Genomic DNA, 23,124 nt, shown 5'->3' with positions numbered 1-23,124 from the left:
GGCCCCTGACGGAGGCCGGGGGGACGCGTCAGCTGACGGGCGGTCGGCGGTGTGCCCAGGGCAGCTCGAGTTCGAGCGTGCGCGACACCTGCAGCAGCAGGTCCTCCCGCCAAGGCGCGGTGACGAGTTGGACGCCGACGGGCAGACCGGAGGCGGCGTCGTGGTGAAGGGGCAGCGAAATCGCCGGCTGACCGGTCACGTTGAACAGCGAGGTGAACACGGCCAGCGGATAGCTCTTGCGTACGGGCGTCATCGGGTCGTCCCCACTGCCCGTACGCCAGAAGCCGATGGGCGGGGGCAGGCAGGCCATGGTGGGCGTGATGAGTAGGTCGAAACTGCCGACGAACGCTTCGACGATGCGCCGCGACAGCCGCTGGGTGCGCTGCGCGGCCTCCGCGTACGCCCAGGAGTCGACGGCGCGCGCCGCCTCGCGCTGGATCCGATTGTGCGGCTCGATGCGGTCCGGGTCTGCGAGCGGCATGCCTGCGGCTGCGGCGTTCCAGATCGTCATGAACGCGGCGATCAACTCGTCTGTCGGTGGCAGCGGCAGGGGAACGTCCACCACGTGGTGGCCCGCGGCTTCGAGAGTCCGCAGTGTCGTGTCGACCGCCGCCAGGCATGCCGGGTCCACGCTCATCCCGGCGATCGGTGGTTCCACGAGCACTCCGACTCTGAGCCCCGCGGGCGGAGCTGCCGTGAGCGCGTCCGTGAAGGAGCGCTGTGGGGTCGGGGGTGACCACCACGCGGCGGGGTGACAGGCGCCGGGTCGGCGCCGGCGCTCCCGTAGGTCGTGGGCCAACCGGCCACGTCCAGGTAGTCCTTGACCGGGAGCGGGACGCCGTGGAACGCGGGCAGGTCCTGAGGGGATGCGGCGCGTACCACCGCATCGGTCGCCTGTGCCGCGGCTTTGCGGACGTCGTGGTCGGCCCGATGGCAGTACGCGTTGAGACGGGGGTCGAGTGCGTCCATCCGTTGCAGGTAGCTGTCGGCCACCTCGACCGGGCTCACCTCCTTGCGGCGTATGGCCGCGGCGAGCTCGACGGCCGATGTGAACGGATCGATCGGGAGGTGCGTCACGTAAAGCCTCTTCCGGAGCGAGTAGCGGGTGCCCGCTACCCGGTACCGAGGACCGGGTACCAGATAGCGGGTACCAGGTAGAGGAGTACCAAGTAGCGGGGTACCAGGTAGCGGGTAGCGAGATGCCAGTGTTGCCGCGCACCGGCTGCCGGGTCTTGGACGAATGTTCCGACGCGTCGTGAACCCATGGGAGTTGACCCGTAGGCTCAGACCATGGGATCTGCCGAGGGGACTCTCACGCCTGCCGCCAGGTGGGACATCACCACTCCCGCGCAGGCCAGCCGACTGCCGGGTGTTTCCCTGGCCGGGTTCCGTGATCGCACCACAAGCCCCCTCGACCTCCCCGTGATCCCGTATCCGGCCGTCACCCTGGCCATCGACTTGGGCAACGGCCTGATCGTCGACTCCGCCCGTGATCGGCAGCAGGGCGGCAGCGTCCTCTTCGGGCTCTCGCCCGGCGCCGTTCGCGCACGCGGCCAGAACATTGACGCCTTGCAGATACGCCTGTCACCAGTGATCGCGCACACGGTCCTGGGTGCCTCCCTGGAGCCGGGCGGAGAGATCATCTCCCTCGACGCGCTCTGGGGCCGGGGCGGCACTCAACTCCTGGAACAACTACGTGCCGCTGCGTCCTGAGACGAGCGGTTCGCGATCGCCGAGGCAGCACTCGCCCGACGGTACGAGACAGGCCGAGCGGTCGACCCGGAAGTCTCGTACGCCTGGCGGCAGATGGTCCTCGGCCAGGGACGGATCCGCATCGAACCGCTGGCCGCGGAGGTCGGCTGGAGCCGTAAACGGCTATGGGCACGCTTTCGGTCCCAGATCGGCCTCAGCCCCAAGCGCGCCGCGCAGCTGATCCGCTTCGACCACGCGGCCCACCGCCTCGCCGCGGGATACAGCCCCGGCTCCGTAGCGGCGGAGAGCGGCTACGCCGACCAGTCCCACCTGCATCGGGACGTGCTGACCTTCACCGGGGTGACCCCCACGGCCGTTTCGGCCGCGCCATGGCTCGCGGTCGACGATGTCGCGTGGACCGCCCGGGAGCCAGTGGAAGGCACCAAGAAGACAAGCAAAAACGTCAGCCCGTAGAGGGGACCAGCGCGGGCTGGGGAACCGACACCGCCTGCGCGTACAACCGCGCCCCACGATCCGGCGCCAGATCCAGCCGCGCCAGCACCGCCGGCACCGTAATCGCCGGAATCACGTGGTCATACAACACCGAGATCCGCCGCTCCACGTCCGCCAGCCCACACTCCAGCTGCGAAAACAACTGCACACCGTGGAACGACGACACGATCAACTCCGCGGTCTGCCGCGGCACCACATGCGACAGGATCTCCCCCCGCTCCTTCGCCTCAGCCAAGGTCTGCGCCGACAGCTCGATCCACGCCGGCCACGCACTCCCGTAGTGCTCCCGCCCCTGCGGATCCGACGACAACACCGCCCCCGCCCGCACCACCGGATCCCGCGGCAACCGGTGCGCCAGCAACAGCCCCGCGTCCACCCACTCCTGTACCTTCAGCTCCTGTGCCGGCCCCGCAAACGCCACCTGCGCCTGCAGCACTCCCCGCGCTAGAGCCTCCTTCGAATCGAAATGAAAATACAGAGCCCCCTTGGTTACTCCCGCCACCTGCAAAATGTCCGACACCGTCGCCGCCGAATACCCATGCTCGGCAAAGACCGCCGCCGCGGCCTCCAACACCGCCCGCCGCGTCCGAACAGCACGCTCCTGCTGCGCCACCAGAAACCTCCCCTCCACCCAACACCGACACCGGACACACAGCAGACCCTAAAAAGAAACCGCCGTGCACGTACCTTACCCACACCTCCTCCGCCACCCCCCACCCCATAACACCGCGGGGGCCGCCTGCGCTGCAGACAGCCCCCACCACCTACCAGCCGCGCGTCAGCCGTGCCAACCGTGCCAGCCGAACAAACAACCCGTACACGACATGAAGAGGACAAACCCTGACCGGACGGCAGGCCGCCACCCCCACTGCAACCCCTCGCTACACACCCCGCTCAAGCCAGCTCAAGCCAACTGCGCCCGGCCGCCGCCTCCGCGTCCACCCGACGCAGCAACTCCTCGTCGATCTCCCCCAGTGAGCGCACCACATGCCGCGCCCCTGCCCGCTCCATAAGCGGCCGCTGAAAACCGTCCTCGTAATCACTGGGATGCCCGATGAACGCTACGCCCAGCTCCCGCGCCGCGTCCGCGACCCGCGCCACGTCGTCGATGAACACCACCTGGTCCAGCCGCAGCCCGAACACGTCCTCGGTGATCTCCCGGATGCCTGGCCGGAAGTCGTTCGTGCATACGTACCCCGGCGCGTCGAACAACTCCGCCACGTCGCCGAGGTAGCGGTCGAAGTGCGTCCGCTCCAGCCCTCCGTAACACACAGTTGACACTTCCAGCCCGTGCAGCCGCTCGAGCAACTCCCGCGCCCCCGGCAGCACCCGTACCGGATGCTCCGCCACGTACCGCTCCCTCTCCTCGAAGTACGCAGCCAGCAGTTCCTCGGCGCTGCCCCCCAACACCTCCGCGGCCGCCCGCGCCGCCACCAGCTGCGACTGCGACAGCAACGCCTGCTCCAACTCCGGCCCGTACGCCCCGCCCCGCGACTCCACCAGCCGCCGGATGACCGGACCGAAACTGTCGTTCAACAACACCCCGTCAATGTTGACCGCCACCAACCGCACATGGCTCAACCCCGCAGCCGGAGCCGCACCCACGCCAACACCCGCAGCCGCAGCCGCAGCCGCAGCCGCAGCCGCAGCCGCAGCCGCAGCGGCCGAACTCGTCTCGCCCGCGCCAGCTCCGAACGAACCCTCACTACCCGTCATCACAATCACAACCCCACCCTCATCAGCAACAACAAACCCAACACAAACCGAACCTGCACGGTCCGCCGATGCATCCATGCACCCAGGCACCCAGGCACCCAGGCACCCAGGCACCCGTGCATGCATGCACCGACCCGCACTGCACAACACCGCACCGCCCCGCCCCGTCCCCGCTTCCGTCCCCGTCCCGCACCCTCCCGGTCGGCGGCGCGAAAGCATAACAAGGGAACCGGACGCCCTGTTTTCCATCACATTAAGCGGACTGAACAACTCCCCTTTACCTTGAATCCCGAACTCTCGCCCCGCCCCCGCACACCCCGCACTTCCCCTCGCCCGACCCCGATCCGCCCTCCCACCAGGGGCGCAACTACCCAGTGTCACTAAATCCCGAAACCCCACCCCTGGCCGGGTAACCGCAACAGCGGAATACCAGAATCCGAATAATGTTCCGAGGCACCGCGTGTAATCACCATCAACCCTTGAAAAGGAAACCGGTGGGTATGTATGTTATGGCGTCACTTTCATTTCACCTCCGGGGGAGAGGTTCATGAACAGCAGTCTCGTACTGTCGAAAGACGTCCAGGACACCCGCACCACCTCCAGCACGACAACAGAGGGCACCACAGACGGCTCCACCGCCATCACCACAGAGGGCACCACAGACGGCTCCACCCCTCCGGCCCACGCCACTCGCCGGACCAGTACCACCGGCGCGGCATCCGCCCCGCCCCGCCTCACCACCACCGTCCCCGCCGAGTACGTGCACCGCGCCGCCCTCGCCGAGGTCTTCCTCACCGGCTGCGAGAAGACCGGCCCCGAGAGCTACACCCTCACCGGCCAATGGCCCCGCGCCCACACCTTCTTCACCACCCTCGACGGACGCCACGACCACCTCCAGGCCTGCGAAACCCTCCGCCAGACCGGCATCTACCTCGCCCATGCCGAACACGGGATACCCCTCGGCCACCACTTCGTCATGCAAGACATGACCGTCACCACCCACCCCGAGCACCTCACCATCGGCAGCACCCCCACCAACCTCACCCTGCACACCACCCTCTCCCGCCCCAGCCGCAGCCCTCAGTTCACCATCACCCTCACCATCACCAACCCCAAAAACCAGATCCTCTCCACCGGCTACGGCCACTTCACCTGCATCTCACCCGCCGCGTATCGCCGCATGCGCACCTCCGGCAACCCCCACGACACCACCGACCCCACCACACACACCCTCAAGGCCCTGATCCACACCCCCACCCACCAGGACCCCCACCTCTACGGCCGCACCCACTCCCGCGACCTCGTCCTCACCCCCACTCACCAGCCCCACATCTTCCGGCTCAACCCCCACCCCCAGCACCCCGTCCTCTTCGACCACGACGGCGACCACCTGCCCGGCATGGTCCTCATAGAGGCCGCTCGCCAAGCCACCCATCCGCACCCCCCGACCACCCACCTCACCCACACGCACACGACCTTCCACCACTACGTCGAACTCACCTCCCCCACCACCGTCACCGCCACTCCGCCCACCCACACCCACAACACCACCACGCACACCGTCACCACCCACCAGAACAACCGCCCCACCCACACCACCACCCTCACCCACACCCACCTCTAATCAGGCCCCAGCACCCCAGCGCCGAATTCAGGAACGCGCGCTGGAACAAGCGGGACGAGGCGGGAACAGGCAAGGACAGGCAAGGACAGGCAGGGACAGGCAGGGACAGGCGAAAACGACTGCCGCCGAGAGCAGGCTTGATCATCTCCATTCACCTGCAGTTCATTCAGCTCACCCACGGTTCAGCCGTTGAGAATGAGCCATGACTCAGGTAATGGGAATTGATCAGTTCGCCACACGTAGCAATTCGCAGCCAAGAAGGAAGCGGGCCGACTCTCCGTCGGCCCGCCATCAGTAGTCCTCCCAGCCCGCGCGCTCCGCCCTTCCTGCCTTCCTGGTCCGCGTGCCTTTACTGCGCCGCGTCCTCCGCGAGTTGATACAGCTCCGGCACGGACACCTTGATCGGCTCTTGCGTGGTCCGGGCTATGACGACCACCACCGGCTCGTCCGGGTCAGGGTTCTCCTCCCGGTGCGGGACGAACGGAGGGACCAGGAAGAAGTCTCCGGGTCCCGCGGCGACCCGTACCTCCTTCGTACCGTCGTGGTAGACGAACACGGGGTGGCCGCTGACCACATAGATGCCCGCCTCCGATGCGCCGTGGTGATGGTTGTCCGTCGCGCTGAGCGGTGGGTTCTCCACCAGACCCATCCAGAGCTTCTTCGAGCCGACCGTGCCTCCGCTGACGGCCGCATGGCCGTCCAACTCACCGGCTCGGACATGGTGGACGCGGTTACCGGGCGCACCGGACGCGTCGGCCGCGCTTCGTTGCGTGCTGTCTCCTGTGGCGGTACTCATGCTGCAACTCCCTCTGTCGCCAGTCCTCTTGACTAGGCATCAGCCTGCCGGTGGCCGGTGCGGCACAGCAACAGAAGTTGCCGGAACTGCAAACGCTCGTGGATGGTGAGGCGTCCGGATGTCTCACATACGATTGACGCTCCGCCTGTCCTTGCCCGGTCGGGTGTCTCGACGGGTTACGAAGACCATGTGGCGTCGTGATCTAGCCTGTCTTTGAACCCTATGGCGGCGCACCGAGCAAGGGCAGCAGGACTGGCTGTGGCCCCGAGGACTCGTCTCGGAACCTTCGGCATAGATTCGGAACCTTCGGCATAGATTCCAAGACGGGTTGTGAGCGTCTACAAAACGTCCTGGAGTCCCTCGTCTGGCTGCGCCGTCTCGCGGTGGATGCGCTGTGGCGGCATCGTGGTCCGGTGTGTGTCGACGAGTTGAGGAACGGTTTGGTGGGATGCGGTTGCTGATGACGCCATGTCGTCGCTGGTGATCAGGGGCTGCTGCTGTCGTGCCCCTCTTCTTCGTGGGGATTTTCTGGCGGCCTCGTGACGTATGCACGCTCGACTCGTAGCGGGCCCGGCCAGCTTCAGGCTCCCAGCTCCCTGCCTGGGACCACCTCGGAGTGCCACATGCCCTCGACATGAAGAATGCCCACCTGCGGGGCGGCACCATAGTGGCGGACCGCCGACCGTGGCTGCTGCGGCCCGCGCCACCCAGGGAGTATGCGTGCTCGATCCTCACGAACAGCTCTGCTCGCAGCAGCAGGCCGAGAAGAATATTCGTGCTGTCTTTCCCGAGGTGCGGCAATATCTCGCCGGTGTCCTCGACACTTACAGCCCTCATCACGAGTCCCTGCACTCCGCTCTGGACGTGCTGCTCACCCAGGGCAGGCCCACCCCTCTGGAGCTCTCGCTGCCGCTGCTCGTGCATGCGGCGATCAGCGGCGAGGCGCGGCCCGCGGTCCCGGTGGCCGCGGTGCACGCGCTGTGGTGGCGGGCCGCCAACGTCTTCGACGACTTCGTCGACGGCGATGAACCACCCCTGCACGGCACAGCACCTGGCGTAGCCATGGTGGCGGCCCTGGAGGGCGGCTATGGGCTGCCGCTGCGGGCGCTTCAGGCAGCCCCCTTGCCCGGTCCGTTGCGCCAGCGCCTGATGCAGGACTACCTCGACGGCTGGACCTGTGCCATCGACGGGCAGATCGCCGACGTCCGCAACCATCCGCAAGAGGTGAGCACCGAGGAAGTGCTGGAGGTTTACCGCAACAAGAGTGCCTCGATCTACGAGATGGCATGCACCATGGCCGCACGTCTCGCCCACGGCGGGCAGGCCTCATCGCCTCCCCGGCCGTCTGACTCGCTCGACCCGGGCCGCTTGGCAGCGCCGGCCACCCACACAGGCATGTCCGACGTCCACGCGCACCAGTCGGTTACCGCGTGGGGCGAGTTCGGCCACCTCCTGGGGCTGCTCGCTCAGTTTCGTAACGACCACGACGACCTCCTGGACGGAGATCGCGAAGACCTGCGCAACGGGACAGCCACCTACCTGCTCGTCCACCTGCTCAACACCGCTCCCACCGCCCGGGAGCGAGCACTGGCCCTGCTGCCCCAAGCCGCCGGATCAGACGACAAACGCCAGGAACTGGCCCACATGATGCTCACCGCAGACGTCGTCGGCCCCTACAACCAATTCCTCACGAGCCTCAACAGCCGGGCACACGCCCTGCTGGACACCCTCGCCCCCGCGCCACCCTTCACCGACTGCCTCAGAGCCAGAGTCGAGGCAGAGACCAGCCTGCTGACGCCGACCTGCCCAGCCTGAGAACCCATCCTTGTACCTCTGCGAACCGCGCACAGCTCCGCGGTGCAGGGCCCGGAACTGGCGACCGTCCGCCTTGCGCCTTCCGTCGTGGGCCGAGCAGCGGCATCTGTACACGCCCACCCACCGGTAGGACTTCAAGGTGTTGTAAGGCACGTCCGCCGGCCACGGATCGGCCGCCGTGGTCCTGCATCGGGCACACCTCCAAGGCTCCGTCGCCGATGATGAACTGACTCTTCGGCAACTCCTCGACCGCGTCACGCAGCCGTGCCACGATCCGCTCGTACCGGTCCGCGCTGATGCTGCCGACCATCTGCGAACTGGGCACCACAACCCACGCCCTGCCAGGCCGGAGCACGACGCCCGCGGCCGTGAAGCCGTGCGGAATTCCGACCCGCCCGGTATCGGCAGAATCCGCCCGCTGGCCCAGCCCCGCAAAGGCGTACCGACGGTGAAGTTTCCCGTCGACGACGCGAGTCGTATCGCCGACCTGGAATGGTCGGACGTCAATACCGCCCGGGCTCCGTGGAAGAACATCTCCGGGCAGGGGAAGGGAATGCGGGGCACGGATGTGCTCCAGCTCAACAGGGCCTACCTGGGGCGGGTAAGGCGTACGGCAACACCACGTACCGGCGGATGATCACGGCACACGAGCTCGGGCACGCCCTGGGGTTCTGCCACAAGAACCCCAGGGCCTACCACTCGTTGTTGGCACCGAACACGGTCGACATGCCGTCCAGCGGCAGGCCGACGAAACGAGACCGGAAGAACTACCACGCGTTGTGGGGCTGAAGGGCAGAACCATGAGTGATCTACTCCGCCGCCTGGCGGTCGCCACCGCGGGCATGACGGTGGTCGCGGCCGCCGTCTGGAGCGCGTACGGCCTCACCGGGCTCGAGGACGGTGGCGGTCCCGGGGAGGCGGTCACGCTCTACGACCCTCGCGACGCCCGGCAAGTGGCGGGGACCGCCGACGACGTCTTCACAGGCACGGTCGTGGGACACGGCGGGGAGCGTGACGTGTACGGCGTTCTATCCGACCTGTACGCCGTCCGCGTCGGCCGGGTTCTCAAGGGGCAGCTCCGCGGCACCGTCGATGTCAGCTACGAGCAGGGGCGCGAGCCACTGCCCGCGGGGTCCTCCTACGTCTTCGCCACCGGGCGCGTGCCGGACGGGGGCAGCAATGCGGTTCTCCTGGAAACGATCCCCGACCCGGTCGGCGGTCCGGGCGGTCCGGGCGGTCCGGCCGACGCTTCAGCGACCGTCTCCGCCCAAGCCGTGTCCGCCCAAGCCGTGTCCGCCCTCGCCGCGACCGTCGGCCGTACTGTCGCGGAGCACTGGGCCTGGGCCGTCCGCCACGAAATCGACGTCTCACCCCTCTGATCCGCGTCCGACTGCCGTACGCCGTCGCATCCGGAGGGGCCGTGCTGACGGATCCCGAAGGCACCGAGTTCTGCGTCCTGGACAGCCCGTACCCGGCCCGCATTGGTCAGCTGTTGTGGGGCAGGAGAAATCGAGCGACAGCACCTGAACCGTGACACAGCTCTCCCTAACCGTGACACAGCTCTCCCTGCCCCTCTTCCCTCGACGGGATCACGGACCATACTGGTCGGGCCCCGATCACCTACAGAACGAATCCATGGCCAAGAACAGCAGCTCCTCGACCACCGTCCCCGACACCGCGTGGCTGGGGCGCGGGCGCCACCTCGGGCCCGAGCCCGAGCAGGATGTCCGGCGCAACCTGATCGCCCTCAAGGCGGCCGGGGTGCTCGACGACTTCCTGGATCTCGACCCTGCGGAGGCGGCCCGCTCCACCGTCCTGCATCCTCGGGACGAGTCCGCCGACCCGGGCCCCTCGGCCCGTCGGCTCTTCGAGGCCCGCTGGCACGTGACCGACGACGTGACGGTGCGCGCCCAGCTGACCACGTACGACGCCGAGACCCGGCGCAAGGACGGCGAGGGTGGTGTCACCTGGGTCCTGGCCGCCGAGGCCGAGCAGGTGTGGGACGCGCACTGGCCCTCGCCCGCCACCATGTTCTGGCCCGACAGCAACCAGGTCCCGTGGGACCACGACGTCACGTCCGACCTGCGGCTGCGGTTGACGAATCACCTGCCGAAGGACGACGACGAGCTGCGCCACCTGCTGCGGGACTGCACGCGCCAGAGCTGGTACATCCATGTCGTCGTGCACGAGGCGATGACGCCGGACGCGAAGGGGCAGCAGCCGGTCTCGACGTTTCTGCCGCCGAGCCTGCGCCACCAGGTCGTCGAGCACCGGGGCACGCCGGAGCAGGCGCAGATCGCCGACTTCGCGATGAAGCGGGAACTGAGCGTGCGGATGCCCCGCGGCGGCGCCGTCGTCCTCCCCACGGCGCCGCCGAGCCCGGAGTACGACGCGGAGCGCTTCACCGTACGCACGGTCTTCCTCGACGGTTCCGAGCCGACCCAACTCCTCGACAGGATCAAGGAGTTCGCCGCACTCCCCCGCCCCCTCCCCGCCGAGGCCGAGCAGGCCCTCACGCGGCTGCGCCAGGGCTGGCACCTGCTCACCCCGGACGAGGAACTGACCCACGCCCAGGACATGGTCACCAAGTACGCCGAGGCCCTCGACGCCATGACGACCTCGCGTGACCTGTACCGCGAGGCGGCCGAAGCCGCGCAGGCCGCGTTGGCCGAGGTGACGGGCGGCGACGGTGCGCCCCTCACGACGGCCGCGCCGGGGCAGGACAAGCCGGACGGGAGCTCGGGCCCCGGCTCGGGCTCTACGCTGAGCGCCTTCACCAAGGCGTTCGGCCGCTTCCGGGAACCGAAGAAGTAGGCGGCGGGTACGCTCCACGGCCAACGTGTTCGGAGGGCAACACCACGCCTTCCCCGTCATCGAGCGCGGGCGCGGTCGCGGGCGCGTAAATTCCGTGCGTACGGAGCCATACAGATCCGTATACTCGTTCGAGCTCAGAGAACAGAACGGGGGATCGAAGTGAAGCTTGCCGAAGCACTCGCAGAACGTGCTGAAGCGACGCGTCGCGTCGAACAGTTGCGATCGCGCGTCGTCAGCAGCGCGCGCTACCAGGAAGGCGAGACGCCTCCCGAGGACGCGGCCCAGTTGCTGGCCGACGCCGGTGAGGTGCTCGACCACCTGGAGTCGCTGATCCGGCGGATCAACCGGACCAACGCTTCCGTCGATCTGGGCGAGGTCGGCACCCTCACCGACGCGCTCGCACGCCGGGACGTACTGCGGCTGCGCCACTCCGTGGTCACCGCGGCCGCGGACGCGGCGGCGGGCACGGGCGACCGGGGGTACGGACGACAGCTGCGGTCCGAGCTCCTGATGCTCTCCGCCCTTCCCGTCGCGGAACTGCGCGGCCAGGCGGACGCGCTCGCCCGCGACATCCGCGAGATCGACGTGCGCATCCAGCGCGCGAACTGGGAGGTCGACCTGCTGGACTGAGCCAGTGCAGCAGTGCAGCAGTGCAGAAGATGATGGGGAGCAGGTAGCTGTTCCGGAGGCGTGCACACACCGAGGGCCGGCGGTTTCCGGCCCACTCCTGGCGCGTGAAGAGCAACGCGGGGGTTCGACTCCCCGATAACAGTGCAGCTCAGCACCGCGTACAGGTGACAGTGCACCATGCACAGCACATCACCACGTGCAGATCCGGGCAGTGAGGGCGGGTTCGGGGCACCCCCATCATCGCGCCCCCTCAGGGGTATTTGCGTGTTCGCGCCGGTCCAGTCTCACAACTGGCCCACCTGCGTGATCCGCTCGTCCCCGAGACTCCGCTGGACGTCCTCCAGAAGGACGCCGAGGAGTTCGGTGAGTCGGGCCTGCTGCTCGGCGGTGAGGCCGCTGATCAAGTCGGCCTCCCTGCCCAGCACTTCGTCCACCGTCGCCTCCACGAGCGCGTGGCCCGCTTCGGTCAGGGTGACGTCGACCGTACGCGGCCTGCCCTCTCCAGGGCGGCGGGTGACAAGGCCTTCGCGTTCCGCGCGGGCCACACGCTGTGAGACCGCGCCCGCCGTCACCATGGAGAGGCGGCCCAGTTCACGGGTGGTCAGGGTGTAGGGCGTACCGCTGCGGCGCAACACGCTGAGCAGGTCCAGCGTCGCAGTGTCCACGTTGGCCCGGGCAAGGACCCGCCGCCGATCGTCGCCGAAGAGCTTGGCAAGCTGCCAGATCGGCGTGACGATGCCGATCGACGTGGCGGGGGTGCCGGGGCGCTCGCGCTCCCACGCGGCGGCGATGTCCCGGGCGGTGTACGCGGCGGTCCCGGCCGCCTCAGAAGCGCCGCCCCCACCCCCGACTCCCCCGGCGCCCCCAGCTCCCCCGGACCCCGCCGCGCCGCCCGTCGTTCTCCCCGCGCCCATGCCCACGTCTGCCGCCTGCCTCTCGCTCTCGGAACCCGCGGAGCTCTCGGAACCCGCGGAGCCCTCGGACCCCAGAGCCGTCAGAGCCCTCGAAACCTTCAAACACCAATGGTACGTTGTCGTTTAGCCCTAAATTTAGGCCTCAACGGATGTTGGAGTACAGCTTATGGCACGCACCATCCTGATCACCGGCGGCGGCACCGGCATCGGCCGCGCCGCCGCCCGCCTCTTCGCCGAGCAAGGGGATTCCGTGTTCGTCACCGGGCGTCGCCGCGAGCCCCTCGACCGGCTGGCGGCCGAGATCGGTGTACGCGGCGTGGTGTGCGACCACACCCGCCCCGAAGCGCTGATCGCCCTCCTCGCCGAACTGCCGGAGCACGTCGACGTCCTCGTGAACAACGCCGGCGGCAACACCGACTTCGACGGCGAGAGCAGCACAGGGCTCACCGTCGGCGAAGAAGCCGACCTCGTCGCGTACGCGGAGGCCTTCCGCGCCAACCTCGACGCGAACCTCGTCAGCGCCGCGCTGACCACCAGGGCCCTGGACGGGCGGCTCGCGGACGGTGGCGCGGTCGTCCACATCGGGTCGATCGCCGCGTCCCGGGGTTCCGGCGCCGGTTCCTACGGCGCCTCCAAGGCCGGGCTCGCCTCCTGGAACCTGGACCTCGCCCGCACGCTCGGGCCGCGCGGTATCACCGCCAACGTCGTCGCGCCCGGTTACATCGCGGACACCGAGTTCTTCCGGGACCAGCTCGCCGACGAAAGGCGTGAGCAGCTCGTGGCGGCGACTTCGACGGGCCGCGCGGGCTCGCCGAAGGACATCGCGGAAACGGTTGCCTTCCTCGCCTCTCCCGGGGCCCGCCACATCACCGGTCAGGTGCTGCACGTCAACGGCGGCGCGCATATGACCAGTTGAGCGCATGTCCCGGAGTCGGCCGACGGAGCCCCGTTCGGCGCACCTGCTCCGCCGACGTACATCGTTGCCGTGAACTCGTGTGCGGAACGGCGCCGTTGCGGCGTAGGTTGTGCGTTGATCGGACCACGCCACGGTTGAAAGGCTGACGGTTCTCATGACCGACCACGCCACGACGCCCGGTCCTGCGCCGCACCAGAAGATCGACACCTCGGTGCCGCACTCGGCCCGGATCTGGAACTACTGGCTGGGAGGAAAGGACAACTACCCTGTCGACCGGGCGGCCGGCGACGCCTACAGCGCCGTCTTCCCCGGCATCGCCACCGTGGCGCGCAGCAGCCGTGCCTTCCTGCGCCGCACCATCACGCACCTGGTCACCGAGGCGGGCATCCGGCAGTTCCTGGACATCGGGGCCGGGCTGCCGACGGTGGACAACACCCACGAGGTCGCCCAGCGGCTCGCCCCGGAGTCCAGGATCGTATACGTGGACCACGACCCGATGGTCCTCACCCACGCCCGCGGGCTGCTCACCTCCACCCCCGAGGGCGCGACCGCCTACGTCGACGCCGAGCTCTCCGACCCCGACCGCATCCTGGCGGCGGCCGCGGAGACGCTGGACCTCACCCGCCCGACCGCCCTGATCCTCAGCAACATCCTGGGGCACATCGCCGACTACGACCAGGCGCGCGCGATCGTCGCGCGGCTCCTGGACGGCCTGCCGTCCGGCGGCTACCTCTCGATCAACGACGGCTCACGCGGCATCGACAGCGCCTACGAACGGGCGCAGGACGCCTACAACGAGACCGGCGCCGTCCCGTACTTCCTGCGCCCCGTCGACAAGATCGCGGCGTTCTTCGACGGCCTCGAACTCCTTGAGCCCGGCGTCGTCCCGGTCCCCTTCTGGCGCCCGGAGGCCGGAGCTCCCGCCGCGGAGCCCATCGGCGAACACGGAGGCCTCGCCCGCAAGCCGTAACCGTCCTCGTCAACCGTCCTCGTCGATCGTCCCCGTTCAGACGGTTCCGAGGTCCGACGAGTACCAGTGCTCGGGCCGCAGGTAGTAGACCGCCTGCTCACCGTGGTCCTTGGAGGCGAACTCGATGTACGGCTCGACCTTGTCGGGCGCGAGGTAGCGCGCCGAGATCTCCCGCAGCTGCTCGATGGTCGCCTCCTCGGTGCGGACCACGGGACCCTCCACGGAGACGTACCGGATGGTCGGCTCCAGGCGATCGACCATCAGCGAGAAACGTCCCGCGGCGGCGATCAGCTGCCCCTTCTTGGAGTGGCGGCCCGTCATCACCCAGAGCTCGCCACCCGGGGCGTACTGGTACCAGATCGGCAGGGTGAGCGGCGCCCGGCCGTCCTCCGCCGTCACGGCCAGCGCTCCGATGTGCGGCTCGGCGAGGAACAGTTCGCGCTCTTCGACGCTCAGGGGCATGCGGGTCTCCTTGTTGAGCGGTACCGGATGGTGGCAATTGTCTTCAACTCGCCCGCCACGAGGCGTATTCCGTCTCCCTGCGCGTCGCTTACGTATGACCTGTCGGCCGCCGAGTTCACTCGTTCGGGTGGTGGAGGGGTGGCCTCCGTGCACGGTGCCGGGCGGGTCCGGGAGCCTTGGCACGAGCCATCGTGCGCATGGAGGGCAGGGAGGCCGAGGGGTCCGGGGGACACGTCTGCGGCCCGCTGCCCGGTCGGCCGGTCGGTCTGCCGACCACCCTGTTCCTGTGAGGATCGGCGCCACACCCGTACGGGTCTCCTGACTCGTACGAGTTCCCTGACTCGTCTGACAGGAGAGTCACATGGCCGCGCCCCCACCGCCCGAGCCGTACCGGCTGCTACGGGCGACCGACCTGCTCGATCTCCACTTCGCGTTCCTGGGTCTGCGACTGGAACGCCCCCTCCTCGGACCACGGCGGCTGGTGCGCAAGGAACCCGCGCAACCCGCCTTCCTCGTAGTCACGTTCGGCCCTCAACACGTCGCCGAGCAGGCCTTCTTCGAGATCAGCCCCGGTCTACCGGAAACGGCACGCGCCGGAAGCGAGCCGCACAAGCCGCCGCCCGTCGCCTCGCGCATCGGCGGACGCAGCCTGCTCGTGTTCTCCGTCGCCGCCGACGTCGTCATCGAGTACACCGAAGCGGGTCTGCTCACGGCCATGCGGACCCTGCCGCTCCACGTCGTGGACGCCGCGCGGGAGCCCGCCTCCGCGGCCCATCTGGCGCACACCGTGGCCGACCGCCCCGTCGACGTGTTCCAGGCCCTGCGGCTGGCCCGGACAACTGCGGAACTGGCCGCCCGACACGGCCCCGCCCGGCCCGCCGACTCCCGCGCCACGCCCCCTACGGGCATCCCGCACGCCTTCGCCAACCCCGCCCCCGAGAACCCCCTGGCCGACGCCGCCAACCCCCGTACCGGCATCGAGCTCCCCTACCGGCTGCTGCTCTCCCCGCCGCAGTCCGCGACCTGGACGCACCCCACCGCGCTCCCCGACCCGGACGGCCGCGTCGAGCTCTGGCACACCCGGATGCCGGCCGGTCACGCCCGCGCGGTGTGGACCCGCGACCCCGGATTCGACCCGGCCGACCCCCGCGCGCTGCCCGCCGGGGGCAACGAGTTCACGATGGCGCTCGACCGCAAGGACCGGTCCTCGGTCGTCCATCTGAGCTCCAACCGGAACCTGCCCGGCGGCTTCACGCCCGCGCCGCTCGACGTCGACAACCTCGTCCTTTCCGCCATGGGCGGCTGGCTCGACTCGTTCGGCCGCTGGGACCGGCCGCCGGTCGAGCCATGGGCGGCTGGCTCGACTCGTTCGGCCGCTGGGACCGGCCGCCGGTCGGCTTCGACGTCACGCAGTGGCGGCACCGTGCCGCGCTGGGCCGTGATCACTACGTGCGCGTCATGTACCGCGGCCGCCTGTGGCCGTTCGGGCATCTGGCGGATTTGGTCAAGGTCACCGAGCGCAAGTTCGACCACGCGCGTCCGGACCGGGCCGCCTATCTCAACCAGCGGTTCTTCATCATGGTGCGCGAGCCTGTGCGCAGTTACGGAGCGCCGGAGGACAACGCCGATCAGCGGCGGCTGCGGCGGCTCTTCCCGTTCAGCAGCGTCCGGCTGCTCACCCTGGTCACGCCTGATCTGGAGACGCCGCGGACCATCCCCGGACTCTCCTCCACCGGCGGTGACCCCAACGAGAAGCTCGCCTTCTTCCCTGTGTCGGCCACCGAGGATCCCTTCCAGTTCCAGGTGAGCATGCTCGACCTGGAGGGGCGTCTCCTGGAGTTCCGTACGCCGATGGCGTTCGTCGGCAAGCTCGTCCACGAGAACAAGGCCGACGTGCAGGTGATCGTCGACCACTACCGGAGCCTCGTCCCCGAACCGTCCCCCGGGCCACCGAACCTGAACGACCCCGCCGTCCGGCGCGCCGTCGCCGACGTGCGCGGCCAGTCCATCGCGTACGCGCCGAGCCGCAAGCCCGGCGACACGGCGCTCTCCACCGGGCAGCTGATCTGGGGCGCCGCGACCACCGAGGCCATCCTGGACCTGGACCCCACCGATCACCCGCGGTTCGTGCCGACCGTGCGCTGGGCCCGGGCCGTGATCCCGGCACTCAGCCAGTTCGGCGGCTTCGGGACCGACCAGCCGCAGTCGGTGTTCTACCCCGAGCCGTATGTGCGGGACGCCTTCACCGAGGCGAACAAGGGGCAGGTCTTCGTCGAGCTCGTCACGCCCGTGGACCTGACGTTCCGCGGCTCGGGGCAGACCTCCGGCGCCCTCGCCCAGCCCAACTTCCCCGTCGCCGGGCTCTCCCGGCTCACCGGTCCTGTCGCCGCGGCACAAGGGACGGCGGCGGGCTCAGCAGCGGGTGCCGGGCCCGTCGACAAGTGGGCCAAGCTCGCGCAGGGCCGGTTCAATCCCCTCGACTACTTCGGGGAGCTGGCCGGGGCCAAGCTGTTCGGAATGTTCCCGCTCACCGAGATCCTGAGCGAGATCGGCCTCGACAACCTCAAGGCGCCGAACTTCTTCACGGCGACGGTCGACGCGGTCACCGGCTTCCTCGGCGACCTCCTCGGGCTGCGCGATCTGCTCACGTCCGTCGAGGAACAGTTCCCCGGGACGGTGGACGCGGTCCTTCGCGTGACCGATGCCGCGGCGCTCTTCGCACAGACCCTCGTGGACTACATCGTCGGCCAGTTGGCGCGGGCAACGGCCTCCACCGCCGTTGAGGAATCGCCTGACCCCACCACCATCGAGGAGGTCGAGAACGCCTTCGACGCGTTCGCCGACGCCCTCGCCGCGCTGCGCGTCGCGCTGCCCGCCGGGGTCGACACCGGCGTACGGCAGCTGCTCGGCCGGATCGCCGAGCAGGCCGCCACCTGGGACAGTGCCGTCGGCCGGGCCCTCGCCCTGAAGAAGGCGATCGAGTTGGCCGCGCTCGGCGCTAAGTTGCCCGACGTGGTCAACTCCCGGTTGCAGTGGCAGCCCGACATCAAGGCGTGGACGCCGGGCAAGCCGACGCCGACCAGGGCCGAGGACGCCGTGTTCTGGCCGACGGGGAAACTGACGCTCGTCACCGACCTGCGCGGCTCGCTGCGCCCGGACGTGCCGCAGGCCGCCGACGTCACCTGCACCCTGGGCAGGTTCGACCTGCGCATGGTGCCCGGGTTCGACGCGGTCGTGCTGCACTTCGACGAGATCCGGTTCAGCATGCGCGCCGGGCAGAAGCCGGACGTCGAGGTGAAGTTCGGCGGCGTCGACTTCGTGGGGAACCTCGCCTTCGTCCAGACCCTGCGCAACATCATTCCGCTCGACGGCTTCAGCGACCCGCCCGCCATCACGGTCGACGGATCGGGCATCCACGCCAACTACTCCATGCAGCTGCCGAACGCGGCCGTCGGCGTCTTCAGCCTGGAGAACCTCTCCCTCAACGCGGTGCTGTCCGTCCCGTTCATCGGCGACACACCGCTCCAGGCCGGGTTCGCGTTCTGCCGCCGTGAGGCGCCGTTCCGCCTCACCGTGTCGATGCTCGGCGGCGGGGGCTACTTCGGAATCGTCCTGAACCCCAAAGAGATCGCCGTGCTGGACGCGGCCCTCGAGTTCGGGGCCGCCGTGTCGATGAACTTCGGGGTGGCGAGCGGCAGCCTGTCGGTGATGGCCGGGATCTACTTCCGGCTCGACCTGGCGCAGAACAGCGTGACGCTCGTCGGCTATCTGCGGGCGCGCGGCGAGGTCGACGTCCTCGGCATCGTCTCCGCCTCCATCGAGCTGTACATGGAGCTGGGCTACAAGGACGGGTACGCGATCGGGCGGGCCACCCTGACGATCAGCATCGAGATCGGCTTCTTCGAGACGTCGGTGACGATCAGCTGCGAGAAGAAGTTCGCGGGCAGCGGCACCGGAACCGCCGCGTTCGCCGGGGACGCGCCTCGCCCCGCCATCACTCCGCCCACCTTCGTCGATCTGATGTCCCCGTACCCCGACCCGGTGACCGGCGCCCTGATCGATCCGGTCCTCGACTACTGCACCGCGTTCGCGGAGGTGGACTGATCATGGACAGCATCCGTTGGACCGTGCTTCCCGACGGCGTCGCCGACGCGGACACGGTACGTGTGTCCGTGCTCGTCAGCCCCAGCCTCACCGGGATCGGCGCGCTCGGTCAGTCCGCGTACTTCGCGAAGTGGCCGGAGCGGCTGGCGGCGCTTCTCCCGTCGCTGTGGCTGGAGTTCAACAGTCCGGCGGGCACGCGTGTGACCAGCCTGCGGCCCACGGGCCGCTATCCGGCCGCCGACCTCGCCCTGTGGCGGACCCTGTTCGACGACTCCACCTTCGTACGCCCCCCACAGCCGCCGCCCACCGCGCTCGCCGCGGACGAGCGGCGCACGCTGCGCTCCTACCCGGGCAAGCTGGTGCACGACGAGGTGACCGGGCTGTACGAGGCGATCGCCGTGCACACCACGCAGAGCAGGCTGCGTACCGCTTGGGCCCGGGAGGAACGGGCGTTGTGCGAGGAGCCGCCGACGGACCACCGCGGCTGGGAGCTTCCCGCGCTGTTCCGGGTGGCCGACCTGATCCCGGACCGGGTGCTCGAACTGGGCCGCAACCCGAAGGACGGGTACGCGGTGCTGGAGGAGGTGCTCCGTCCGCGCGGTGTCCGCGCGGCGGACGACGACGGGCACAAGCCGCGCTTCATGGACCGTACGAGCGGGGCGTACTCCGACGACAAGCGGATGCTGCCGCTCGCCGAGGCGGCCAGGTTCTACGACCGGGGCAAGGCGCCGTCCGTGCCCGGGCTCGCGGAGGAGCCCGCGCACCGGATCGACTTCCATGAGGCGTGCGGGCTGCTGGGCGACTATCCGGAGCTGCAGCGGCGGTTCGGGCTCGTGCTCGATCTGAGCTTCGCGATGCCGGCGGGGGTGGTGGACGGGGCGCAGGTGCGTGTGCACTTCGACGACGGGCTGCCCGAGGCGGGCGTGCTCAACGCCCCGGGCAAGTGCCCTTGGACGCGCATCCGTTACACGCGGGGCAACGTCTTCGAGGCGGCCGCCGTGGACAGCGGGGTGATCAAGGACCGCATGCTGGACCTCGGCGACCCCGAGCTCTGGCACCTCACCGAACTCGACGTGGACGGGGCGGCCCTCAAGCACGTCGACTACGCACGCACGATCGACACCCTGTGGAACGGCGACCGGCTGCCCCCGGGCGCTCGATCAGTGGCCCAGCAGGTGTCGGGCACCGGCACCCCCGCGGCCCGCGGCGCCGGAATCACCCTGCTGCACACCGACCGCGACCGGCACCTCGCCGGGCTCATCGGTGCCGACGTGGGCCGGCAGGTCGACGCGTCGGAGACCGTCCTGACCGCCGTGGACCTGCTGCGGGGGTACCGCGTCGACATCGGCGTCGTCGACCCCGCCACCGGCCGCATCGCGCAGTGGCGTTCGTTGCTGCGCCGCCGGGGCCGCTACACGGTCCGTCGTCCGGGACAGCAGCCCGTCGAGATCCGGGGAGTGCGTCCGGACGAGGGGCTGGTGCGGTCCAGCGCGGTCACCGTCGACGCGGCCGACGACCGGCAGCTGTACGGGCACCAGGCCGTGCTCGGCTGGCACGGCTGGAGCCTCGCTGCGCCGCGCCCGGGCCGGACCATCGGCCTGGACGACCGGCCGGAGGCACCGGCGCCGCCCGTGTCGCCGGACGTGCCGCTCGACACGAAGTTCACCGCGGAGCCGGGCTCGCTGCCCGCCCTGCGGTTCGGCCGCACCTACCGGATGCGCGCCAGGGTCGTGGACCTGGCGGGCAACGGCCCCGACCACACGGCGAGCACCCCGGACGCCGTCCACTCCGACGCGATCACGTACGGCCGCTGGGAGCCGGTCCCCCAGCCCGTGGTGATGCCGCTCCTGCCGTTCAACGAGGGCGAGTCCACCGAGCGCCTCGTCATCCGCAGCACCGTCACCGACGACGGCCGCGCGATCTCCACCGACGAGTACGCCCTGCGCCGCTCCGACGTCCCCGACCACGAGGCGCGCTCGGAGGTCGACGATCTGGACCGGCGGTACAAGCCGGTCGCGGAGCGGCATGTGGCACCGCCGAAGACCGCCCTGCAGATGGCCGAGGAGCACGGCGTGTTCGACGCGGTCTTCGGCCCGGACTCCTCCGCCGAGGTCCGCGAGGAGTACGTCGCCGTCGCGTCCCGCGAGTCCGGGTCCTTCCTGGACACGAAGGTGCGGGACCCGGAGTGGCCGCACCTGGAACACGATCTGCTGCGCGAGGGCGAGATCCACATCGCCAAGCACAACGTGCATGACCCGCTGCCGCTCACCCCGCTGCCCCTCCCCCGGCGCGGCGCCGGCCTGGAACAGGGCGAGTTCGTGGTGCACAGCGCCGACCAGCTGCTCCTTCCGTACCTGCCGGACGTCCTGGCCGAGGGCGTCATGCTGCGCGGTCTGCCCGGTGACACGGAGAACCGCAAGATCCCGTTCCCCGGCCCGTGGCCGCAGGCCAAGCCGTTCAAGCTGCGCGTCAGGGAAGGCGACAGAGAACCGCACTGGCGTGACGGCGTGCGCGAACGGGTGCTTGAGGTGTTCCTCACCAAGGGTGAGATCGCCACGGTGCGGCTGAGTTGCTATGTCGCCCCGGGGAAGCTGCCGTTGCTGCGGCAGTGGAGCCTGCTGACCGACTCGCCGTTCTGGGCGGAGCTGCCCGCCGCGGACAAGGCGTTCGTCACGCGGGCGAGCGCCGACGGCGAGAACTGGATGCTCACCCCGTGGGTCGAGCTGACGCTCGTCCACGCGGTGGAGAAGCCCGTACTCCGCCCGGAGCTCCGCGAACTGGTACCGCACCGCACGGCCGAACAGACCGCGGCGCAGCTGACAGGGGCGCTGACCAGTCACGCCGAGAGCAGCGGTCACGTCGAGGTGGACGCGCACTGGAGCGAGTGGCTCGACGACGTCGCCCGGCCCGAGCCGGTCCTGATCGACGGCCACACGCACCTGGAGGACATCACCCTCGCGTACACCGCCGACGAGGAACACGTCGACCGCGCGCACGAGTTCGGCGACACCCGGCACCGCAACATCCGCTACACACCGACGGCCGTCACCCGGTTCCGCGAGTACTTCCACCCCAGCATCACGCAGGACCGGGCCAACGTCACCCGGGTCGGGCCGGTGGCTGCTCCCGTGCGCGTGCCCAGTTCGCGCCGTCCCGAGCCGCCCGCGGTGGCCTATGTCGTGCCGACCTTCCGCTGGCAGCGGACCGTCGACGAGGAGCGCCGCTCCATCACCCGGCACCGCCGCCCCGCGGGCCTGCGCGTCTATCTGAACCGGCCGTGGTTCTCCTCCGGCGACGACGAGATGCTGGCCGTCCTGCTCGATCCGGCCGGTGCGGCCCTGCCGGACACCTTCGTCACCCGCTGGGGTGTGGACCCCGTCTGGGCCGACCCGACGGTCCTGCCGAACCCGGCCGCCGGACACTTCCCGAACGCGGCGGAGAGGCTGACGGGCCTGCGGCTCGCCGACTCCCCTGGCACGGCCCCCGTGGCCGTCGACGCGGTGGCGTTCGCTCCGGCGTTCCACCCGGAGCGGCAGCTGTGGTACGTCGACATCGACGTGGATTTCGGCGACGCGGCCGCCACCGCGAAGACGTACTTCCCGTACGTGCGGCTCGCCCTGGCCCGCTATCAGCCGTACTCGGTCGATCCGCTGCATCTGTCGAAGGTGGAGCGCGCGGAGTTCGCGCAGCTCGTGCCGCCCCGCTCGGTCACCGGTCGCAGGGACGGCGACCGGCTCACCGTGCGTCTCGCGGGACCGGCGACGTACAACGAACTCGGCGAGCTCAGCGGCACCGGAGTCACCGCCGCGGCCGCCAGCCGCCGGGTCGTCGTGACCCTGCAGAGCCGGGCCACCCTCCAGACGGACGAGATGGACTGGAAGCAGGCGGGCACTCCGGCGGAGCTGACGTGCCGGGCCGACGGCGGCTCGTTCGTGTGGGTCGGGGGTGTCCCCCTGCCGGACGTGCAGTTGCTGACCTCGTACCGGCTGCTCGTGCAGGAGTACGAGCTCTACCGCACCGACGCGGACACCGCCACGGACACCCTCACTGTGAACGGCACCGCCGTGCCCGCGGCCCGGCGTCCGGTGCACGCCGACTACTTCGGCCTGAGTGTCGGCGTGCTCGGACGGATCGACTTCGAGCTCTAGGAAATGAGGA

The 23,124-nt window shown here is 69.6% G+C and carries 20 protein-coding genes; 12 read left to right on the top strand and 8 right to left on the bottom strand.

Annotated elements, in window-relative coordinates; genetic code table 11:
• Nucleotides 1-28: 28 nt before the first annotated feature.
• Nucleotides 29-664 (bottom strand): amidase family protein, encoded by a 636-nt coding sequence (locus NOO62_RS38355; RefSeq protein ID WP_268775404.1) that lies wholly within the window; start codon nucleotides 662-664, stop codon nucleotides 29-31.
• Nucleotides 634-1,077, bottom strand: coding sequence for an amidase family protein (locus NOO62_RS38350; RefSeq protein ID WP_268775403.1), 444 nt, complete (start codon nucleotides 1,075-1,077; stop codon nucleotides 634-636). The genes NOO62_RS38355 and NOO62_RS38350 overlap by 31 nt, the downstream gene beginning before the upstream one ends.
• A 213-nt stretch (nucleotides 1,078-1,290) precedes the next feature.
• Here NOO62_RS38350 and NOO62_RS39175 point away from each other — a divergent pair, with 213 nt between their 5' ends.
• Both NOO62_RS39175 and NOO62_RS39170 read left to right on the top strand, forming a co-directional pair.
• On the top strand, nucleotides 1,291-1,713 hold the full coding sequence (locus NOO62_RS39175; RefSeq protein ID WP_321170646.1) for a hypothetical protein: 423 nt from the start codon (nucleotides 1,291-1,293) through the stop codon (nucleotides 1,711-1,713).
• A 93-nt stretch (nucleotides 1,714-1,806) separates the two neighbouring features.
• Nucleotides 1,807-2,166: a helix-turn-helix domain-containing protein gene (locus NOO62_RS39170; RefSeq protein ID WP_321170645.1), complete on the top strand. Its 360-nt coding sequence runs from the start codon at nucleotides 1,807-1,809 to the stop codon at nucleotides 2,164-2,166.
• Here NOO62_RS39170 and NOO62_RS38340 read toward each other — a convergent pair.
• The 3 genes from NOO62_RS38340 to NOO62_RS38330 all read right to left on the bottom strand — a co-directional run bounded on the left by NOO62_RS38340 (nucleotide 2,156) and on the right by NOO62_RS38330 (nucleotide 3,911).
• Complete coding sequence (locus NOO62_RS38340) at nucleotides 2,156-2,818, bottom strand: ScbR family autoregulator-binding transcription factor (protein ID WP_268775402.1); 663 nt, start codon at nucleotides 2,816-2,818, stop codon at nucleotides 2,156-2,158. The genes NOO62_RS39170 and NOO62_RS38340 overlap by 11 nt on opposite strands.
• 281 nt (nucleotides 2,819-3,099) lie before the next feature.
• Nucleotides 3,100-3,747, bottom strand: a complete 648-nt coding sequence (locus NOO62_RS38335) for an HAD family hydrolase (protein WP_268775401.1) — start codon at nucleotides 3,745-3,747, stop codon at nucleotides 3,100-3,102.
• Nucleotides 3,748-3,782: 35 nt separating this feature from the next.
• Complete coding sequence (locus NOO62_RS38330; RefSeq protein WP_268775400.1) at nucleotides 3,783-3,911, bottom strand: hypothetical protein; 129 nt, start codon at nucleotides 3,909-3,911, stop codon at nucleotides 3,783-3,785.
• A gap of 557 nt (nucleotides 3,912-4,468) precedes the next feature.
• On the opposite strand from NOO62_RS38330, the gene NOO62_RS38325 reads away from it, so the two are divergent.
• Nucleotides 4,469-5,545, top strand: a complete 1,077-nt coding sequence (locus NOO62_RS38325; RefSeq protein WP_268775399.1) for a ScbA/BarX family gamma-butyrolactone biosynthesis protein — start codon at nucleotides 4,469-4,471, stop codon at nucleotides 5,543-5,545.
• Nucleotides 5,546-5,894: 349 nt separating this feature from the next.
• Here NOO62_RS38325 and NOO62_RS38320 read toward each other — a convergent pair whose 3' ends face one another.
• A complete protein-coding gene (locus NOO62_RS38320) occupies nucleotides 5,895-6,341 on the bottom strand; it encodes a cupin domain-containing protein (protein WP_268775397.1) in 447 nt (148 codons plus the stop codon).
• 720 nt (nucleotides 6,342-7,061) lie between these two features.
• On the opposite strand from NOO62_RS38320, the gene NOO62_RS38315 reads away from it, so the two are divergent.
• The 5 genes from NOO62_RS38315 to NOO62_RS38295 all read left to right on the top strand — a co-directional run bounded on the left by NOO62_RS38315 (nucleotide 7,062) and on the right by NOO62_RS38295 (nucleotide 11,600).
• A complete protein-coding gene (locus tag NOO62_RS38315) occupies nucleotides 7,062-8,156 on the top strand; it encodes a polyprenyl synthetase family protein (protein WP_268775396.1) in 1,095 nt (364 codons plus the stop codon).
• A gap of 633 nt (nucleotides 8,157-8,789) precedes the next feature.
• Complete coding sequence (locus NOO62_RS38310) at nucleotides 8,790-8,945, top strand: hypothetical protein (RefSeq protein WP_268775395.1); 156 nt, start codon at nucleotides 8,790-8,792, stop codon at nucleotides 8,943-8,945.
• A gap of 11 nt (nucleotides 8,946-8,956) precedes the next feature.
• Entirely contained in the window at nucleotides 8,957-9,535 is a 579-nt protein-coding gene (locus NOO62_RS38305) for a hypothetical protein (RefSeq protein WP_268775394.1), read from the top strand.
• 256 nt (nucleotides 9,536-9,791) lie between these two features.
• Nucleotides 9,792-10,970, top strand: a complete 1,179-nt coding sequence (locus tag NOO62_RS38300; protein WP_268775393.1) for a hypothetical protein — start codon at nucleotides 9,792-9,794, stop codon at nucleotides 10,968-10,970.
• A gap of 159 nt (nucleotides 10,971-11,129) precedes the next feature.
• Nucleotides 11,130-11,600: a DIP1984 family protein gene (locus NOO62_RS38295; protein WP_268775392.1), complete on the top strand. Its 471-nt coding sequence runs from the start codon at nucleotides 11,130-11,132 to the stop codon at nucleotides 11,598-11,600.
• A gap of 284 nt (nucleotides 11,601-11,884) precedes the next feature.
• Here the strand turns inward: NOO62_RS38295 and NOO62_RS38290 are convergent, their stop codons facing one another.
• A complete protein-coding gene (locus NOO62_RS38290) occupies nucleotides 11,885-12,514 on the bottom strand; it encodes a MarR family winged helix-turn-helix transcriptional regulator (RefSeq protein WP_414931044.1) in 630 nt (209 codons plus the stop codon).
• A 166-nt stretch (nucleotides 12,515-12,680) separates the two neighbouring features.
• On the opposite strand from NOO62_RS38290, the gene NOO62_RS38285 reads away from it, so the two are divergent.
• Entirely contained in the window at nucleotides 12,681-13,430 is a 750-nt protein-coding gene (locus NOO62_RS38285; RefSeq protein ID WP_268775391.1) for an SDR family NAD(P)-dependent oxidoreductase, read from the top strand.
• A gap of 154 nt (nucleotides 13,431-13,584) precedes the next feature.
• On the top strand, nucleotides 13,585-14,400 hold the full coding sequence (locus NOO62_RS38280) for an SAM-dependent methyltransferase (protein WP_268775390.1): 816 nt from the start codon (nucleotides 13,585-13,587) through the stop codon (nucleotides 14,398-14,400).
• Nucleotides 14,401-14,436: 36 nt separating this feature from the next.
• Here the strand turns inward: NOO62_RS38280 and NOO62_RS38275 are convergent, their stop codons facing one another.
• Entirely contained in the window at nucleotides 14,437-14,862 is a 426-nt protein-coding gene (locus tag NOO62_RS38275) for a pyridoxamine 5'-phosphate oxidase family protein (RefSeq protein WP_268775389.1), read from the bottom strand.
• 1,347 nt (nucleotides 14,863-16,209) lie between these two features.
• Between NOO62_RS38275 and NOO62_RS38270 the strand changes: the two genes are divergently transcribed.
• Together NOO62_RS38270 and NOO62_RS38265 are read left to right on the top strand one after the other, a co-directional pair.
• Nucleotides 16,210-18,966 (top strand): hypothetical protein, encoded by a 2,757-nt coding sequence (locus NOO62_RS38270; RefSeq protein ID WP_268775388.1) that lies wholly within the window; start codon nucleotides 16,210-16,212, stop codon nucleotides 18,964-18,966.
• A gap of 2 nt (nucleotides 18,967-18,968) precedes the next feature.
• Nucleotides 18,969-23,114, top strand: a complete 4,146-nt coding sequence (locus NOO62_RS38265; protein WP_268775387.1) for a hypothetical protein — start codon at nucleotides 18,969-18,971, stop codon at nucleotides 23,112-23,114.
• Nucleotides 23,115-23,124: the final 10 nt, after the last annotated feature.

The organism is Streptomyces sp. Je 1-369 (genome assembly GCF_026810505.1).
Classification (GTDB): domain Bacteria; phylum Actinomycetota; class Actinomycetes; order Streptomycetales; family Streptomycetaceae; genus Streptomyces.
This window is presented reverse-complemented; position numbering and strand designations above follow the sequence as displayed.